Consider the following 17,596-nt stretch of genomic DNA (forward strand, 5'->3'; position numbering starts at 1 on the left):
TTAACAGTACATCATCTCTATAATATACGAAATAAAGGCTGAAATAAAATCTGAAAATAGGTTGATGATACGGGCTTTTTAAGTGAAATAAAGACATAAGACCGATTGACCCGTTATTTTTCAGGAAATTCGGGTAATAAATAAGTACTAACACAATTGAATGATATTATCTTATAAAAACAGGAGGCAGGAACGATATGAATTCCGAGTACAAACCGAACCAATTCAACCAGGATCAGTATTTATCATCCATCCATGACTTAGCGGATAAAGACAGCTGGAAGACAAGAAAGATTCTGTCTCAGGAAACAACAGAATACACAGATGCAGTGAACGAAGTTATTGGAAAAGTGCAGGGCGAGTGGCTTGAAGCTAAACGATATGAAGAGATAGACAAAGCTTTGGATAATAAAGATGAAGAGCGTTTTCAGGCCCTTACATCAGAAAATTGGGAAGCGGTGTTATAAAACAGAATGAATAGAAGAAAGAATATATTTATATTTCCGAGATCGGGCCCTTCTTTTTCAATTTGGAAATGAGCCCGATTTTTTTTGTTGTTTATCCGTTAATTATGGGATAATAGTGAAAATAACGGATTCTTTTAATAGCCTATACATAGGAGCTTGCCACAATGAGATTTTTCGCCAGGAATTATTCCATGCTGGTATGGATTTTTATATTATGTTTCATATTTTTAGTAGATGAAGCTATTAAAACAGCCCTTGCCTATTATTTTCCTCAACGGAACTTTTGGGTGTTCGAATTGATCCATACAGTGATCAGCGCAGGGCTCTTAATTGTATTGTTCCTCATTTTTATTCAAAAAGGCATCCAGAAAACGACAGCCGAGCTGAGAAAAAGCAATCAAAGGCTTAACAATATTTTTGATACCCTGGATGTCGCCATCTGGCATCATAATATGAAGAGCGGCAGCCTGATGATCACCTCCGGAATTGAAAAGCTGTATGGCTTTCCGCGGGAATCGTTTTATAATGATCATGATTTATGGAGAAAAGTCATCCATCCGAATGATGTATCAGTCCTGAAAGAACGGGAACAAAGAGTTGAACAGGGAGAACCGGTTGTAAGTGTATACCGGATCATCCGCCCTGAAGGGGGAATCCGGTGGATCCAGGACCGCGGAATCCCTGTTCTTGATAAAAAAGGCAGGCTGATTGAATTTTCAAGCGTCTTGTTTGATGTCACAGACAGGAAAGAAAGTGAGGACCGCTACCGCGGCCTTGTTGAGCTGTCTCCTGATTTCATTGGCGTTATTTCCGGGAATGTCATTGTTTATATCAATGAAGCAGGATGCAGGCTGATCGGCGCCTCCAGTAAAGAACAGCTTCTTGGGAAGCCTATTATTAACTTTGTTAATAAAGAGGCGACCTATGAAATTTATAATACGCTGCTGGCAGCAGACAGCGATGCGGCTGGGAAGAGGCGCTTTGAGGTGCAGGCGAAAAGGCTTGATGGCGTCCTTGTTGATGTGGAAGTATCCTCCATGCCGATCCGGTACGGCGGCAAAGCAGCTGTCCAGGTCATTGGCCGGGATATTACTGAACGGAAAAAGTCTGAAAGGACCATGGAGTATATGGCCTTTTATGACACATTGACAGGCCTGCCGAACCGGAATGAAATCATGAGGCGGCTGCAGGATATTTTAAACAGCGGAAAAGAGAAAGCGGCGGTTTTATTCCTGGACTTGGACCGCTTTAAAATTATCAATGATACAAAAGGCCATTCTACTGGCGATCTGCTCCTTAAGAAGGCGGGGATCCGCCTGGAGGATACGGTAGGGAGCCTCGGGCTTGTAGCCAGGCAGGGCGGTGATGAATTCATCATCCTTTTTGAAGAAAAGGAAAAGCACCAGATAGAAGGGGCAGCGAGGGCAATCATCGAGCAGTTCAACAAGCCCTTCATCCTTGAAGGGGAAGAGTTTTTTATCACTCCCAGCGTAGGCATCAGTCTATATCCTGAGCATGGCACTGATCAGGAAACGCTGATCAAGCATGCGGATACAGCCATGTATTTGGCTAAGGAGAGGGGAAAGAATAATTTTCAATTCTACACCTCTTCCCTTGAGGGGCTGTCCTCCCGAAAAATGGCTTTGGAGAATGGATTGCGCAAAGCGCTTGACCGCGGAGAGCTTCTGCTTCATTACCAGCCGCAGATAGATTTGAAGACGGGGAAGCTGAAAGGGACGGAGGCGCTCGTACGCTGGCAGCGTCCGGATGGAGGGCTTGTACCTCCCGGGGAATTCATACCGCTGGCAGAAGAGACCGGCCTGATTGTGCCGATGGGAAAATGGATCCTGCGGACAGCATGCGAACAGCATAAGCGCTGGAAAGAGGAGGGAGCCGGATCGGTGCCGATAGCAGTCAATATATCAGTCCGGCAGCTTGAAGATCCAGAATTCATCATGTATGTAAAATCGGTTCTGTCTTCCTGCGATATTGAGCCCGGCTGCCTGGAGCTGGAGATAACAGAAAGCATCATGCAGAATATCGAAAAGGCGACTGTGGCCCTGAATGAATTAAAAAAGATTGGCATCAGGCTTTCCATTGATGATTTCGGAAAAGGCTATTCTTCATTGAGCTATTTGAAGCACCTGCCGATCGACACCATTAAGATTGATAAGTCGTTCGTAGACGATATACTGGATCCAGCCCAAAACGGGTCGCTTGTGAAGGCCATAATCGATATGGGGTTAAATTTGCATTTCAGTGTAGTCGCTGAAGGCATTGAACATAAAGAACAGGCAGAGTTTCTGCTGAAAAACAATTGCCCGGTTGGCCAGGGATACTATTTTAGCAGGCCTGTGACAGGGGAAGACTTTAAGGAGTTCATTAAAAGTTTATAATAAGGAAAACCCAAGCCGCAGAAGGGCTTGGGTTTTCTCTTTATTTATTTTTGTCTGCATATACAGCCATGCTGTCGCGCATAAAGCTGGCGAGGCCATCACCGAATTGATCGATATTTCTGGTGAAGCGTTCATCATCGGCATACATCTGTCCGAGCCCCTTAAAGGCGTCCAAAGAATAGCTGCCCATTTTGTTCAGGAATACATACCATTCTTCAATGGCTTCCTGGGCTTCATCAGAGTCAGGGGCCAAGTGGCGCACTTCCGCGAGACGCCGGTAAATCCCGTTCATGGAATTTCCCAGTTTCTGCTGTTCTTCCTTTGTCATTTTGGCAATTTTATTATTGGAAGCATCCACGGCTTCGTCTCCCCAGCGTTCACGGGCTTCCTGCTCATAGGGGCTGGAACTGAAGTCAAAGCCTTCAAATCTTTCTTTATTCGACATGTGTATCTCTCCTTTTGCATGCCTGATCGTTTTATCCAGCGATGCAATCATCCTATCCAGGCGGCTGCGTTTTTCAAGCAGCATTTCCCGATGCAGCTCAAAAGCTTTCTGCTGGTCAAACGAAGGGCTGCTGATGATATCTTTTATTTTCTTCAAAGGGAAGCCAAGCTCTTTGAAAAAGAGGATCTGCTGCAGCGTTTGCAGATTTTCATCGGAGTACAGCCGGTAGCCTGCCTCTGAGAGCTCATCGGGGACGAGGAGTCCAATTTCATCATAATGATGCAGTGTGCGCACACTGATGCCAGCCAGCCCGGCGGCTTCTTTTACCTTCATGGCCATTGTTCCGGCCTCCCTTCAACAATTACTTTAAAGTATTACGCAGCGTGAGAGTCAACATGTAAAATTAAAAAAATTTATAAAGAGGCACAATAAAAAAAAGGCCCGCAGCGGCTAGCCCCTCGAGTCATAAGCCACTTCAGGATTGAAGGCAAAGAACGCCTTCTATCCTGAAGCGTCTTATGCTGGGCCCACAGGATGTGGGTCATGCAGGCGTTGCCACAGGACGTGGCGTCTTTAGCCTGCGTTCCTAAATTTCTGTGCAAGCGCCCTCCGCATTTCTATTTGTCCAGCTCCAGCGGCTAGAGCCTCGAGTCATAAGCCACACCAGAATTAAAGGCAAAGAACGCCTTTTATTCTGGCGCGTCTTATGCTGGGCCCACAGGATGTGGGTCATGCAGGCGTTGCCACAGGACGTGGCGTCTTTAGCCTGCGTTCCTAAATTCTGGGCAAGCCGCTTCCGCTTTTCTATTTCAATTTATCGTTCAGTATGCTTTCTTCCAGAACGGAAAATTTATCGCCATAGACTTTGGTGATATGCCGTTCTCCCCAGGCGCATAGGGAATCAAGGATGCTTTCAAGTGATTGGCCGTATTCGCTGAGCTCGTATTCAACCTTGGGGGGAACCTGGTTGTATACGATCCTGTTGATGACACCGTCCTCCTCAAGCTCGCGAAGCTGCTGGGTGAGCATTTTCTGCGTGATATTCGGCATAAGCCGCTTCAGCTCGCTCGTCCGTTTCTTCCCATGGGTCAGGTGGCAGAGAATCACAGTCTTCCATTTGCCGCCGATTACTTCCAGGGTGGCTTCCACCGATATATTGTATTTCTTTTTCTCCATCATGATCACTCCTGTTTCATAGGCACCAAAAAGTGCCTACAGAACTTTTCGGTTCCTATAGCACTATAAAGTACGTACTTTTCAAAAGGAACGCTATATCCCATAATAGCATTTGCCGGCAGGAAATTGCTATACTCATAAAATTTTCATAGATAGGAATAGGAGGAGAAAAGTATGCCATCTGGCAAAACGAGTTTGCTTCCGCTGCTTGCACTGGCAGTCAGTGCATTTGCAATCGGAACAACTGAGTTCATTTCAGTCGGGCTGCTGCCGATGATTGCGGAAGATTTGAGTATTCCCGTCACCACAGCAGGGCTGACTGTTTCTATATATGCACTGGGAGTCATGTTTGGAGCGCCGGTCCTTACCGCGCTCACAGCTAAAATGTCCCGCAAAGCACTTTTGCTTTGGATCATGGTGGTATTCATAGCGGGGAATATCATTGCCGCTGTTTCAGGCAGCATAGGCATTCTCCTTGCAGCGAGAATTATTTCGGCCCTGAGCCACGGGGTGTTCATGTCCATCGGCTCTACCATTGCCGCCGATTTAGTGCCGAAGGATAAGAGGGCAAGCGCCATCTCAATCATGTTTACAGGTCTGACTGTTGCCACAGTAACAGGCGTTCCGTTTGGGACATTCCTCGGCCAGCAGTTTGGATGGAGATTTGCTTTTATGGCCATTGTCGTGATTGGCGTCATTGCCTTTATTGCCAACAGCATACTTGTGCCGAAAAACCTTTCAAAAGGCTCTAAAGCTGCATTCGGGGATCAGATTAAACTGATCACGAACGGCAGGCTGCTGCTGGTTTTCATTATTACTGCGCTTGGATATGGCGGCACATTCGTTGTGTTTACGTATCTATCACCGCTGCTGCAGGAAGTGACCGGCTTTAAAGCTGGTACAGTGGCTGCCATATTGCTTCTATATGGAATTGCCATTGCGATAGGAAATATGGCCGGCGGCCGCCTGGCGAACAAAAATCCGATCAGGGCTCTCTTTTATATGTTCATCATCCAGGCCGTGGTCCTGCTGCTGCTCACATTTGCAGCACCTTATAAAACAGCAGGCTTAATCGTCATCCTGCTGATGGGGCTGTTTGCCTTTATGAACGTTCCCGGGCTGCAGGTATATGTCGTCATGCTGGCAGAACGGTTTGTCCCCGGAGCGGTGGATGTTGCTTCTGCCATTAATATAGCAGCCTTCAACGCCGGAATTGCGATTGGCTCTTACTTGGGAGGCATCGTCACAGATTCCATCGGGCTGATCCACACACCGTGGATTGGTGCCAGCATGGTGCTTGGCGCTGTCATTCTTACAGGCTGGAGCATGAAGCTGGAAACCCGGGATAGGAAAACAAAAACTATCAATGAGGGAGCTGCTTAAACAGTTCCCTGAAAATTAAGGAGGAATAGTGATGATTAAAAGCATTCAAGATAAAACAGTCCTGAATAACGGTGTGGAAATGCCATGGATGGGATTGGGCGTATTTAAAGTAGAAGAAGGGCCGGAGCTTGTTAATGCCGTAAAATCAGCAAAGCTTGGTTACCGGAGCATTGACACGGCAGCCATCTATGGGAATGAAGAGGGTGTCGGACAGGGAATCAGAGAGGGAATTGCAGAAGCAGGCATATCCCGTGAGGACCTTTTTATCACTTCAAAGGTGTGGACCAGCGATTTAGGCTTCGAATCAACAATCAAGGCGTATGAAACAAGCCTGCAGAAGCTTGGTCTTGAATATCTGGATCTGTACCTTATCCATTGGCCGGTGGAAGGGAAGTATAAAGATGCATGGCGGGCGCTTGAAACCCTTTATAAAGAAGAAAAAGTAAGAGCTATCGGCGTGAGCAACTTCCAGGTACATCACCTGGAGGAATTGTTGAAAGATGCTGATGTCAAGCCGGTGATCAATCAGGTAGAATACCATCCGCGCCTAACCCAGCAGGAAGTAAAAGCATTCTGCCGGGAAAATGATATCCAGCTTGAGGCGTGGAGCCCGCTTATGCAGGGGCAGCTATTGGACAATGAAATCATTACTAGCATTGCTGAAAAGCATGGCAAATCTGCAGCTCAGGTCATCCTTCGCTGGGATCTGCAGAATGGTGTCATTACAATCCCAAAATCCACGAAGGAGCACAGGATAGCTGCCAATAGTGCCATATTTGATTTTGAGCTATCTGGCGATGAAGTGGAGCAGATCAGTTCACTGAACCAAAATATGCGTGTTGGGCCAGACCCGGATAATTTTGATTTTTAATAGGAAAACAAAAAGGCCCCGGCAATGTCCGGGGCCTTTTCATATCAGTTTTCGTTCTTTAATACCTCATACCATTTATCCTTCCAGGCTTCTACTTTGCTGTTGATATCATCTCTTGCCTTTTGTGCTTCTTCTTCTTTTTGTTCGTATAATTCCTTGAAATGTGAGTCGCGGATTTCATGCCTGGTTTCCGCCAGTTCCTCTGCTTCTTCTGCCGCCTCCGGTGTGATCAGCTCTTCACTCCTCAGGAAGGAAACTGCATTTTCAATCCTGTATTTTTCCCTATCGGAAGCCAATCTGATCGGGGTTGATATATCGAGGAGCCTTTCTTTCTGGTCTACCGTCTCATGCAATGGTATTCCCAGCTGGGAGAATATCTGGCCCAGGCTCGGCTTCCATTTTTTCAGCACCTGGTCCTCCAGCTCGTCTTTATTCTTTACGGTTGCATAAGTTCCGCCGCCAGCCTCTGCAACCTCCTTTAGCTGTTTTTGCCCTTCGTCATCAACATCAAAGCCGATGATATTGACCTTTGCCTCAATATTGCTGCCCTGCAGCTTTCGCGCTGCTTCTACAGGGTCACCGTCACAAGTCTCAACCCCATCGCTGACAATATAAATGGTGTTTTTATAATCCGTGCTGTTATAAGCGGACAAAAGCTCCCTTGACTTGTCAATCGCTCCTGCCAGAGGGGTCCAGCCGCTTGCCTCAAAAGAATCCATAGATTGATTAAAGGCAGTCTTCTCATAGGCCCCTAAAGGAAATACCTCCTCAATGCGGCTGCAGGATTCAGCTTTATCTTCATCGCTCCCTGTCCCTATATGTCCATACGCCATTAAGGAAACGCTGGCATCATCTTCAAGGGAACTGGTAAATTCCTTAATCGCTTCTTTGGCGACTATCATCTTATTGCCGCCGCTGACGTCAGCTTTCATGCTTCCGCTGGCATCCATCAGGATGACGACATTGGACTTTTGTTCTTTTGCCTGCTGTATCTCATCTTCCCCATCAGGCAGTTCCGGCATCCCATGACCATGCTCAAAAGAAACAAGGTCGTCATAATAGGATTGATATAAACCTGAACCCAGCTGATAGACGAGATAGTCATATACCTGGCTGCCGGATAAATCCTTGTGCTCAGAAAAATATGCTTTCATTTCTTTCTCAGCTGCCGGCTGAAGTGTCTGCTCATTAAAATTGGTGTATTTTTTGGAGTCCCATAGATCCGCAACCTCTATCTCGGGCTCCAGTTTGCCTTCAAGTATCTTTCCGGGCTTCTGGGCAACCATGCCTTCAATATCTTCCGCTGCCTCCGGTATCTTTTCATCAGAAGCTGTTTCCTGCTCCCTGGCCTCTTCCTGGGGAGCATCATTTTTCTTTTCACCTGAAGCTTTTTCTTCTTCCCCGCTGCAAGCTGACAGAACCAGAATGCATAGAGCGAATAAGCTTAAAAGGATATGTATTTTTCTTTTCATTTCTCTGCCCTCCTCTTTAGAGATTTTACATTATTTACTAAGCAGCTGCCCTTTTTTACCCGAAATCAGGCATTTAGTAACCCGCCTTATTAAAAATATAGGAAAAAAGAGGTCCAGAGAGTTTAAACTTTCGAAACAAGGGAAATGTCTTTATAGTTATAAAGAACCATTACATAATGACTATACAGATAGATGGGGGAATTACAGTGAGTGTTTATCAATTTTCAGCTCCGGCCATGAACGGAAGACAAATCTCTCTGGAGGAATACAGGGGCAAGGTAATGCTGATTGTCAATACAGCAAGCCAGTGCGGCTTTACTTTTCAATATCAGGATCTGCAGAAGCTTTACGACCGCTACAAAGAAAAAGGGCTGGTTATATTGGGGTTTCCTTGCAATCAATTTGATAATCAGGAGCCTGGGAGTGACGAGGAAGTCCAATCCTTCTGTGAGCTCCGCTATGGTGTATCGTTCCCGATGTTTCAAAAAATGGATGTGCGCGACGGAAATGCCCATCCTTTATTCAATTACCTGACTGCACAGAAGCCGTTTGAAGGATTCAATGAGAATCATCCGGTTGCAAAAATCCTCATTCCTCTGTTGAAGGAAAAGCATCCTGAATACCTGTTCGGCGACTCAATCAAATGGAACTTCACAAAGTTCCTAGTTGATGGAGAGGGAAATGCGGTGAAAAGGTTTGAGGCTACGACAGATCCGTTCGAGATGGAAGCGGACATAGAACAGCTGCTGGGCTGATAGCAAAAAGGAGCTCCATTGCCGGAGCTCCTTTTTGTCTGCAGTTATTCCGGAAACTCCCTGGTCACCTGGATGCCCTTTTCCTGAAGCTTCACATTAAAGATCGGATAAGCCTTCCGCACGGTTTCTGTAATGAGGAAGCTGTACTGTTCCCCGTCTTTAAAAACAAAGGTCAGATTCTTATCCTTCAGTCCATTTTTTTCTTCGACTGCAATCTGCTTCGCTTCCTTTACATCGGCCCACAGAAATTCCTTTTCGCCAAAGCCGAAAAAGGGATTGATATAAATGCCATTTCCGTTCATATAGTGATAATGGTCTACACTTAAGACTGACAGCAGGATGCTTACAAAGATGCCGGCAGCAATCAATCCCTTGGCCAATTTATTTTTTGCCAAGCCGGAAATCATCATGAGCAGGCTAAGGCTCAATAAAATGAGAGAGCCGGTGAAAATAAAATAAGCTGATCTCGGCGGCTCCAGGAACCAGTATCCGAATGGATGATACAGGGCCTGCTGAAGAGGGAGCAGCACCACCAGCGGTATAAAGAATGATCCCAACAGAAGAACAAAGGAAATGCCAAGGATATATTGATTTTTGTCCCGTTTCTTTTTTTTAGTAATGGTATAGCTGCTGGACATTGTTGAACCACCTCTGATTTGATAATACCAGACAGTCAGCAGAAAAATAAGAAAAATTTTAACTATTCTAGCAAATGAGCTGGTTTGTTTTTGAGGTTGGCCATATGAATTTGATTTGAAGGTTATGATAACACTAATAATACTAGAATCTTTTTAAGGTGGGGACAAAAGGTGGATAATCACTCAGTTGCCAGGGAGCTGAACAAGTTCCTGAAAGGAATGTACATGGGCATCCATGCGTATGAGCATTTCATTGAAAAGCTTGAAGATGAAGGGGTTAGAGCGGAATTCCAGAGGATGCAGCAGGAGCATAAGCATAATGCAGCGATGATAGCGGAAAGAATCCAGAACCTTGGGGCTGTACCTGCTGACGATGAAGGCATTGCCGGTTCCATCCAAGGATATATCAGCAGTTTCTTCCTGCCGGACAAACAAGATGCAATAGTCGATAAAACCCTTACCGGCGAAGACTATTATGCCATTCAAATGTCCGAAGAAAACGTAAGAGGAGACCTCGATCCAGAAAGCCGCCGTCTAGTCGAACAAGTCCTCGACACAGACCGGAAGCATGTGGAATATTTAAATACATTGAAGGGCAGAGTTTGAAGCCCTATCTAAAAGCAAGGGTACTGGAGGGGGCAGCCAAACAAAATATTAAACCCTGCTGATTGGAGAGGAAGGCACGAAGACTCCTCATAAAATGCATGCGCATTTTCTTCGTGCGGTGTGATTTCGGGGAAGAGGATTCAACGTCCTGAGGGAATGCAGCGAAAATGTTGAGACCCCGCAGCGCGGAGCGCGAGGAGGCTAAGGCTTCGCCCCGCGGAAAGCGAAGTGCCTGGAACGGAAGTCAACAGACTCCATTTATAAGCAAAAAAAGACTGCAGGCAAACTCAGGTCTCCTGAATTTGTCTGCAGCCTCAGCAGTGCATCGATGCACTGCTTTTTTATTTAATACCCTTCATCAACCTCTGAATAGAAGGCGACATGAAAATCAGGACCCCGCCTAAAACAACAGCCAGAAGTCCAAGCGTACCAAAATACATAATCTCATTATTAGGATCATACAGCTTAACAAGCTGAGCATTTACCGCCTGTGCTGCTGCATTGGATAAGAACCATAAGCTCATTGTCTGAGCCGAGAATGCCGCCGGCGCAAGCTTTGTTGTAGCTGACAGCCCTACAGGCGACAGGCACAGCTCACCGATAACGACAAGGAAGAAGCTCAGTACAAGCCATAATGGATTAACTAAAGACTCTCCGCCGCTCATATAAGCAGGGATAATCAGGACAAGGAAAGACAAGCCCGCGAAAATCAAGCCAAGTGAGAACTTCTTAGGCGTTGAAGGCTGCCTGTTTCCTAACTTAACCCAAAGCCATGCAAACAATGGTGCGAGTGCGATGATAAACAATGGATTAAGGGATTGGAACCATGATGCCTGCAGGTGGATGCCTGCAAAGTCCAGGTCAGTACGCTTGTCCGCATATTGAGCAAGGATGATGGAACCCTGTTCCTGGATCGCCCAGAACATAACTGATGCAATAAACAGCGGGATGTAGGCAATAATTCTTGACCGCTCATCTGAAGTTGTTTTCGGACTGCGGTACATCACTATAAAGTATGCAGTCGGAATGGCAATCCCGAGGATACTGATCAGTACCGTGAAGCGGTTAATCGTTAAGAACCCGGTTGAAATACTGATAAAAGCAATAATAGCAATAATAGCTGCGGCAATGGCAATGCGGCCGAATACTTTTTTGCGCTCTTCAGGGAGCAGCGGGTTTGGTACATAGCTGCCTGCAAGCCCAAGGTTTTTCTTTCTTGTAGCAAGATAAGTGATCAATCCAACCAGCATACCGATTGCTGCAATCCCAAAGCCCCAATGGAAGTTATACTTTTCACCGATTGTTCCGACAATTAACGGTGCAATGAAAGCACCAGCGTTGATTCCCATATAGAAAATGGAGAAACCGGAATCACGGCGTACATCTTCTTTGCTGTAGAGGTCGCCGACAACGCTCGAAACGTTGGGTTTTAGTAGACCTGTACCAATGACAATCAATGCCATGGAAATGAACAGGGCTGTAATGCCTCCAGGGAATGCAAGGGCAATATGTCCGAGCATGATAAGGACACCGCCGTAGAATACGGTCCTGGCAGTTCCGAGTATACGGTCGGCAATCCAGCCTCCGATTACCCCGGACATATATACGAGTGAGCCGTATACAGCCATTACAGAAGCGGCTGTCGTCTCATCGATCCCGAGTCCGCCCTTAGAAACTTCATAATACATATAGTATAGCAGGATAGCTTTCATCCCATAGTAGGAGAAGCGTTCCCAGAACTCTGTGAAGAAGAGCGTGAACAAGCCCTTAGGGTGGCCGAAAAAGCCTTTCTGTGGCACACTATTCACAATTTTCTGTTTATCAAAAGCTGTCATTGTTCTGCCTCCTTTAGTACAAAAACCATCATACTAAAATTGAATTGTGATTGTCAAAAAATTTTGGGGATATAATAAAAAAGTACCAGGCATTTATACCATATATCTACTCCTCTTTCTTTATTTGGAAACAATTGAGAGTTTACCCTATTATATTTGTCTGAAACCAGGATAAATGGATCATTAATAGTGCGGTATTTCAGGTGTGAGTCCTGCCAGTTTGCGGGCTGTCTGTTTATATGATGCCCTTTCAGAAAATAAAACTAATCATACAGTGATAAATAACTCCCATTTCTATCCTCATGAATCAAAAGCCGCAAAAATACCCGGGCCATCCAGGCCCGGGCAAGTTAATTAGAATTTGTTCCAGTTTAACACATCATCCAGAGGCAGGCGGTTTTTCTCAAAGCCTGCCTTTTTGCCTTTTCCTAAGGAAATAAGCATTACTGGCTTGAAGTTTTCCGGCACATTAAAGGCTTCAACAAATTGCCCTTCGTCATAGCCGCCCATTGGAACTGTGTCATAGCCTTTTGCTTTAGCTGCCAGCATCAGCTGCATGGAGACAAGTCCGCCGTCGATCATGGCAGTCTTAAGCGCCCTCTCATCAGAAAAACCGCCATAGGTTTTCATGATGGATGCTACATAGGAATCTTTAATTTCTTCCGTCATGCGGCCCATCTTTACTAGGCCTCCGTAAATTTCTCCTGCCTTCTTATAGGCGTCTACATCAGCAAGTACTGCAACGACTACAGATGCATCCGTGATCTGCTGCTGGTTGTTTGCGATCGGGAGCAGCTCTTCTTTCGCTTGCTGGTCCTTGATGACAAGGAATCTCCATGGCTGGAGGTTGGAAGAAGACGGTGCCAGGATGGCAGCTTCAAGGATTTCACGAATTTCACTGTCTTCCATAATATAGTCAGCATCATACTGGCGGACAGAGCGGCGCTCTTTTGCCACCGTTAAGAAATCGGTATCTTCCAGCTCCTTTGGCGCTTCAGTGGTTTGATCAAGATCTTTTACTTTATTTAAATATTCTTCTTTGCTCATTGTATTATTACTCATATATGTCAGCTCCCTTTAACTGTGGTTATTACAAGAACAGTATATGGCGTTACTGTTCTTTTGTCAAACACAGTTTATTTTGGAAAAGGAGGAAAGAAAGGAGAGCCTTCTATTTGCAGATAAAAGTCTTATAAATAGCATGAGGGTAACCTGCCTGATCCGGAAAGCTGAAACCAATTGCTTCCCAGCCCGTAGAAGTTATAAAGGGAGGGATGGTTTTGCAGGTTGATTATAAGCCGGCTTCAGAGCAGGTGCTGAAAGCTGATCAAGCAATATCTGTTCAAAAACTTCTCAACATTGCGGGGAGCTTCATGCTGCTTGGCCTGCTGGCCAGCATCTACACTGTACCATTTTCATTAAATGAAGAGCTGCGGCTGTATTATGATAACAAGCTGGTCCTGAAGGGAGAAAAGCTGGAGGAGTTTCTGTCTTTTGTTTTTGCAGCAGGCTTCGCTTACTTCATGCTGGTCCGCTTGTATTTTACGCAGCGGAGACTTTTCTATATTTTCTTGTGGTTCATACTTATCGACTCCATCATCATGGTATTTCTGTTACCCCGATCTCATTGACAGAAGCTGTGTGAATAAAAAAGGAAACGAAACATAATGATGTCCCGTTTCCTTTATTTTTTTCCCATCAGGTCCCTAAGGGTCTTTTCTTCTAATCCGTTCAGGATCCATTGCTCCATTTCATTTTTCAGGCCGGATAAGGCACTTCGGGTGCATGGTTCAAAGCACTCTTTGCTGCTGACATCCAGGAAACCTTTCGAAAATGGTTCGGCGCGCATCCCTGCATATACATCAGATAGCCTGATATCCTCTGGCGCCTTGGCGAGGAAATAGCCGCCGTCCCGGCCTTCCTTTGCCTGGACAAGGCCTTCCTTGACCAAGTTCCGCAAAATTTTCCGGAGAAACCCTGATTCTGAACCGATTTTGTCCGCGAGCCTTGCACTTGGGCAAAGGCCTTCATTGTCTGCCATAATAAGCAAGGCCTGCAGGGCCAGGCTGAACCATCTTATGCTGGAGGCAGATGGTGTTTTCTCGTTCAATATACTCACCTCTGCTTTAACTGTATCGTATTTTCTGCTAAAAAGACAATCCCTTGAAAAAATTGTTAAAAAAAGAGAACGGCTCAGCGGCCGCTCTCCTCTCTGAATATAGCAGCCCGTGGCGGGCGGCTATGCTTTTATAATTTAAATGAGCTCTTCAGCGAAACGATCCGGTTGAATACAATGTGATCTCCTGCTGTATGCTTAGGATCGACATTGAAGTAGCCGTGGCGGAAGAACTGGAACTTATCCTGAGGCTTGACATCCTTCATGTTAGGTTCAATGAAGCCATTGACGATTTCAAGAGAATTTTCATTCACATGGTCAAGGAAGGTCTTGCCTTCATTTTCTTCGCTGTTCAATTCTTCGTCAAGGATCAGCGGCTCATACAGGCGGAATTCGGCCGGAACTGCCTGGGACGCCTCGACCCAGTGGATGGTCCCTTTTACCTTCCGTCCGGTAAAGCCGGTGCCGCTCTTGGTTTCCGGGTCGTATGTGCAGTGGATTTCAACAATTTCGCCGTTTTCATCCTTGATGACATCTTCACACTTGATGAAATATGCATGCTTCAGGCGCACTTCATTTCCAGGGAAGAGGCGGAAATATTTCTTCGGCGGATCTTCCATGAAATCATCCTGCTCGATATAAATTTCCCTTGAAAACGGAATCTGGCGGCTGCCCATTTCCGGATTCTCAGGATTTATTTCCGCTTCGAGCATTTCTGTCTGTCCTTCAGGATAGTTGGTGATCACAACCTTCAGCGGCTTCAGAATCCCCATTGTCCGAGGGGAAGACAGCTTAAGGTCTTCACGGACAAAATGCTCAAGCATCGCAGTATCAACGGCCCCGGAGCCTTTTGAGACGCCTGTCGCTTCAACAAATTCACGGATAGCGCCAGGTGTAAAGCCTTTTCTTCTCAGCCCTGAAACGGTCGGCATGCGCGGATCATCCCAGCCATCCACATATCCTTCATCAACGAGCTGCTTCAGCTTTCTTTTACTCATGACTGTATTGATCAGATTCAAGCGTCCGAACTCAATCTGCTGCGGCTTGCTTTCCATTTCACATGCCTCAATGATCCAGTTGTACAGCGGCCTTTGATCCTCGAACTCTGTTGTGCAGAGAGAGTGGGTGACCCCTTCAATGGCATCCTCGATCGGATGGGCAAATGCATACATCGGATAAATGCACCACTTGTCGCCTGTGTTATGGTGATGGGCATGTGATACACGGTAAATGACCGGGTCTCTCAGGTTGATATTGGGCGAGCTCATATCGATTTTTGCCCTGAGCACCTTTTCGCCATTTTGGAATTCTCCTGCACGCATGCGCTTGAACAGGTCCAGGTTTTCCTCGACAGAACGGCTGCGGTATGGGCTGTCCTTCCCAGGCTCTGTCAAAGTTCCGCGATATTCCCTGATTTCATCTGCATTCAGGTCATCAACATAAGCAAGGTCTTTTTTGATCAGCAGGACTGCACGCTCGTACATTTCCTCAAAATAATCGGAGGCAAAGCGGAGCTCATCCCATTCAAAGCCAAGCCATTTTACATCCTCTTTAATGGCATCCACATATTCCTGGTCTTCCTTCAGCGGATTGGTGTCATCAAAGCGCAGATTGGTTTTGCCGTTAAAATCATCGGCGAGACCGAAGTTGATGATGATGGACTTTGCATGTCCGATATGTAGATAGCCATTTGGCTCTGGAGGGAAGCGGGTCACGACTTCATTCCGTTTTCCGGATTCCAGGTCCTCCTTAATGATCGTTCGAATAAAATTGGAAGAGTTTTGTTCCAAACCAGTATCAGCCTTTCTTTTATATACTTTAGGAAATTATAGAATTTTTTTGCCTGAAGCTCAATCGGCATCCAAACATTTTTTATTAAAATAGCCATGTTTTTAAATAGTTGTGTTGAACAGTGGTGTTGATTTTGGGCTCATGTGTGTGAAACATAGTTTCACACGCATTTCAGCACAGCTGAAATTAACCCAAAATCAACATACAGTTACAATAGTCTAAAAAACAGGGCTCGTTCACTTATAGTCTAATGGAATCTGAAAAAATATGCCATGAACTTAATACTACTCATTAAGAAGGATAAAAACAAGGAGCAGGTAAGCAAAATCAGGAAAGCGGAAAGGCTGAGCGGGAAAAAAATTCTGGGCAAAGCTGCCTGCAGGCCTGCTGCTGCATATAATAGCTTTATGTACCCATCCAAAATGGTTTTGAGCCAGGCTGCTGCCTGAATTGAAGCGAAAGAACTAGGGGAGAAAATCTTCTGGTATGATAAACTGTTAAGGTAATATAATGGATCATATGGTTTTTATACCCAGACAAATATCGTTTCCAAATCTTTCGATCTCACCATGAACCTCCAACATTGCTGAATGACGAACAGGCTAAAGGGGGATGGATATGGAAAGGATGATGGTTAAAGATCTGCCTGTCATTGAAGATAAGGTTAGGAAATGGTCTGCGATTGTGTATTGGACGGGAGTAGGGGTCATCATATTGTTTGCGGCTATCAGTTTATATCATGCTGCACAGCTGCCGGATGGCACGGGCCAGCCGGATGCAGGAGGCCAGGCCGCTGCACAGGATACGGTCACAAGCCTGATTATCAAGCCGATTGCCGAGTCGCCGAAATTCCAGGTCATTTTTGAATATCTTTTCTACCTGCTTTTATGGCTGCTGCTTTGGCTTCTGGTTCCTTCTGCATCCAGGAGGATCATCCGCTTCAAGCTCGGAAATCTGGAGTTTGACCTGGACCAGAGCCAGAAGGAAGTCATATCCATCATTGATGACCAGATGAGAAAATTTAAATTCCTGACGTATTTAATGAAGGAAGAAAACAAGAATGTCCTGAAAACGAGCTTTGATTCAGAGCATCCAAGATTCCACGATGCAGTCGATTTTGCACTTGCCAAAATGCAGGAATTCTATTTAAGTGAATGGGATGAACATCTTACCTTCGAAGTAATGACGCTTGCCGAGTTTCACCAGGCATCATTTCCTTCGGCCGTAAAGAGGTCGCTCGAGCTTGTGGACTTATACAAAACAGGGATTCCGATCAACAAGGAAAATCCGGAAGTTATCCATGATAAAAATTATCTGGTTTATACCACCTCAGAAGAGGAAAATATTTATACAAGCGGTACAGAAGTCGTCGACTATGTCATCTGTGTTTCAAGCTACAGATCTGAATTCAATGAAAATGACGGCTATCTGGTCGCAGGCATTACATCCCTTGTTTCGGAGCTCCATAAACGGGCATGGGAGAACTTGGGGCTTACAAAGCTTCGGGAAAGATTGAATCTTTAGCCCTAATGAGGTAAACTTATAGTAAAGAGGTGGTTAAAAATGTCAGCCAAAAAGCATGTGTTAAAAGTCCAGAAGCCAAGTGGCGAGGAAGACATTTTTGATTTTGATCGGTTATTCAAAG

Annotated in this window: 17 protein-coding genes; 9 read left to right on the forward strand and 8 right to left on the reverse strand. The window is 45.5% G+C overall.

All coding sequences use genetic code 11. The features are described from left to right. The first annotated feature begins 197 nt into the window (after positions 1–197). Entirely contained in the window at positions 198–467 is a 270-nt protein-coding gene (locus tag LCM00_RS22620; protein WP_224906234.1) for an IDEAL domain-containing protein, read from the forward strand. Between the two features lie 164 nt (positions 468–631). Then, positions 632–2,863 carry an EAL domain-containing protein gene (locus LCM00_RS22625; RefSeq protein ID WP_224906236.1) on the forward strand — a complete coding sequence of 744 codons (2,232 nt, stop codon included), beginning with the start codon at positions 632–634 and terminating at the stop codon, positions 2,861–2,863. A gap of 40 nt (positions 2,864–2,903) precedes the next feature. Here LCM00_RS22625 and LCM00_RS22630 read toward each other — a convergent pair whose 3' ends face one another. Together LCM00_RS22630 and LCM00_RS22635 are read right to left on the reverse strand one after the other, a co-directional pair. Next, on the reverse strand, positions 2,904–3,647 hold the full coding sequence (locus LCM00_RS22630; RefSeq protein WP_224906238.1) for a MerR family transcriptional regulator: 744 nt from the start codon (positions 3,645–3,647) through the stop codon (positions 2,904–2,906). Positions 3,648–4,112: 465 nt separating this feature from the next. Then, positions 4,113–4,484: a winged helix-turn-helix transcriptional regulator gene (locus LCM00_RS22635; RefSeq protein ID WP_224906240.1), complete on the reverse strand. Its 372-nt coding sequence runs from the start codon at positions 4,482–4,484 to the stop codon at positions 4,113–4,115. A gap of 174 nt (positions 4,485–4,658) precedes the next feature. Between LCM00_RS22635 and LCM00_RS22640 the strand changes: the two genes are divergently transcribed. Both LCM00_RS22640 and LCM00_RS22645 read left to right on the forward strand, forming a co-directional pair. Further along, positions 4,659–5,867, forward strand: a complete 1,209-nt coding sequence (locus LCM00_RS22640) for an MFS transporter (protein ID WP_224906243.1) — start codon at positions 4,659–4,661, stop codon at positions 5,865–5,867. A gap of 34 nt (positions 5,868–5,901) precedes the next feature. Beyond that, positions 5,902–6,738 (forward strand): aldo/keto reductase, encoded by an 837-nt coding sequence (locus tag LCM00_RS22645; protein ID WP_318247649.1) that lies wholly within the window; start codon positions 5,902–5,904, stop codon positions 6,736–6,738. 44 nt (positions 6,739–6,782) lie between these two features. Here LCM00_RS22645 and LCM00_RS22650 read toward each other — a convergent pair whose 3' ends face one another. After that, positions 6,783–8,210, reverse strand: coding sequence for a vWA domain-containing protein (locus LCM00_RS22650; protein WP_224906247.1), 1,428 nt, complete (start codon positions 8,208–8,210; stop codon positions 6,783–6,785). 206 nt (positions 8,211–8,416) lie between these two features. Between LCM00_RS22650 and LCM00_RS22655 the strand changes: the two genes are divergently transcribed. Further along, complete coding sequence (locus LCM00_RS22655; RefSeq protein ID WP_224906267.1) at positions 8,417–8,965, forward strand: glutathione peroxidase; 549 nt, start codon at positions 8,417–8,419, stop codon at positions 8,963–8,965. Positions 8,966–9,009: 44 nt separating this feature from the next. Here LCM00_RS22655 and LCM00_RS22660 read toward each other — a convergent pair whose 3' ends face one another. Continuing rightward, complete coding sequence (locus tag LCM00_RS22660; RefSeq protein WP_224906249.1) at positions 9,010–9,603, reverse strand: hypothetical protein; 594 nt, start codon at positions 9,601–9,603, stop codon at positions 9,010–9,012. A gap of 171 nt (positions 9,604–9,774) precedes the next feature. Here LCM00_RS22660 and LCM00_RS22665 point away from each other — a divergent pair, with 171 nt between their 5' ends. Further along, entirely contained in the window at positions 9,775–10,209 is a 435-nt protein-coding gene (locus LCM00_RS22665; protein ID WP_224906251.1) for a DUF2383 domain-containing protein, read from the forward strand. Between the two features lie 341 nt (positions 10,210–10,550). Here the strand turns inward: LCM00_RS22665 and LCM00_RS22670 are convergent, their stop codons facing one another. Further along, positions 10,551–12,044 (reverse strand): peptide MFS transporter, encoded by a 1,494-nt coding sequence (locus tag LCM00_RS22670; RefSeq protein ID WP_224906253.1) that lies wholly within the window; start codon positions 12,042–12,044, stop codon positions 10,551–10,553. A 354-nt stretch (positions 12,045–12,398) separates the two neighbouring features. Continuing rightward, a complete protein-coding gene (locus tag LCM00_RS22675; RefSeq protein ID WP_224906255.1) occupies positions 12,399–13,106 on the reverse strand; it encodes a nitroreductase family protein in 708 nt (235 codons plus the stop codon). Between the two features lie 218 nt (positions 13,107–13,324). Here LCM00_RS22675 and LCM00_RS22680 point away from each other — a divergent pair, with 218 nt between their 5' ends. Then, positions 13,325–13,675 (forward strand): hypothetical protein, encoded by a 351-nt coding sequence (locus tag LCM00_RS22680; protein WP_224906257.1) that lies wholly within the window; start codon positions 13,325–13,327, stop codon positions 13,673–13,675. A gap of 53 nt (positions 13,676–13,728) precedes the next feature. Here the strand turns inward: LCM00_RS22680 and LCM00_RS22685 are convergent, their stop codons facing one another. Next, the gene (locus tag LCM00_RS22685; RefSeq protein WP_224906259.1) at positions 13,729–14,154 is read right to left on the reverse strand and encodes an RrF2 family transcriptional regulator; all 426 of its coding nucleotides are present in this window, start codon (positions 14,152–14,154) and stop codon (positions 13,729–13,731) included. A gap of 137 nt (positions 14,155–14,291) precedes the next feature. Next, positions 14,292–15,950, reverse strand: a complete 1,659-nt coding sequence (locus LCM00_RS22690; RefSeq protein ID WP_224906261.1) for a glutamine--tRNA ligase/YqeY domain fusion protein — start codon at positions 15,948–15,950, stop codon at positions 14,292–14,294. Between the two features lie 273 nt (positions 15,951–16,223). Here LCM00_RS22690 and LCM00_RS22695 point away from each other — a divergent pair, with 273 nt between their 5' ends. Next, on the forward strand, positions 16,224–16,400 hold the full coding sequence (locus LCM00_RS22695) for a hypothetical protein (RefSeq protein ID WP_224906263.1): 177 nt from the start codon (positions 16,224–16,226) through the stop codon (positions 16,398–16,400). A gap of 169 nt (positions 16,401–16,569) precedes the next feature. Continuing rightward, the gene (locus tag LCM00_RS22700) at positions 16,570–17,475 is read left to right on the forward strand and encodes a hypothetical protein (RefSeq protein ID WP_224906265.1); all 906 of its coding nucleotides are present in this window, start codon (positions 16,570–16,572) and stop codon (positions 17,473–17,475) included. Positions 17,476–17,596: the final 121 nt, after the last annotated feature.

The sequence above is a fragment of the Bacillus infantis genome (assembly GCF_020171945.1).
In the GTDB taxonomy this organism is placed as follows: Bacteria; Bacillota; Bacilli; order Bacillales; family Cytobacillaceae; genus Bacillus_AB; species Bacillus_AB infantis_A.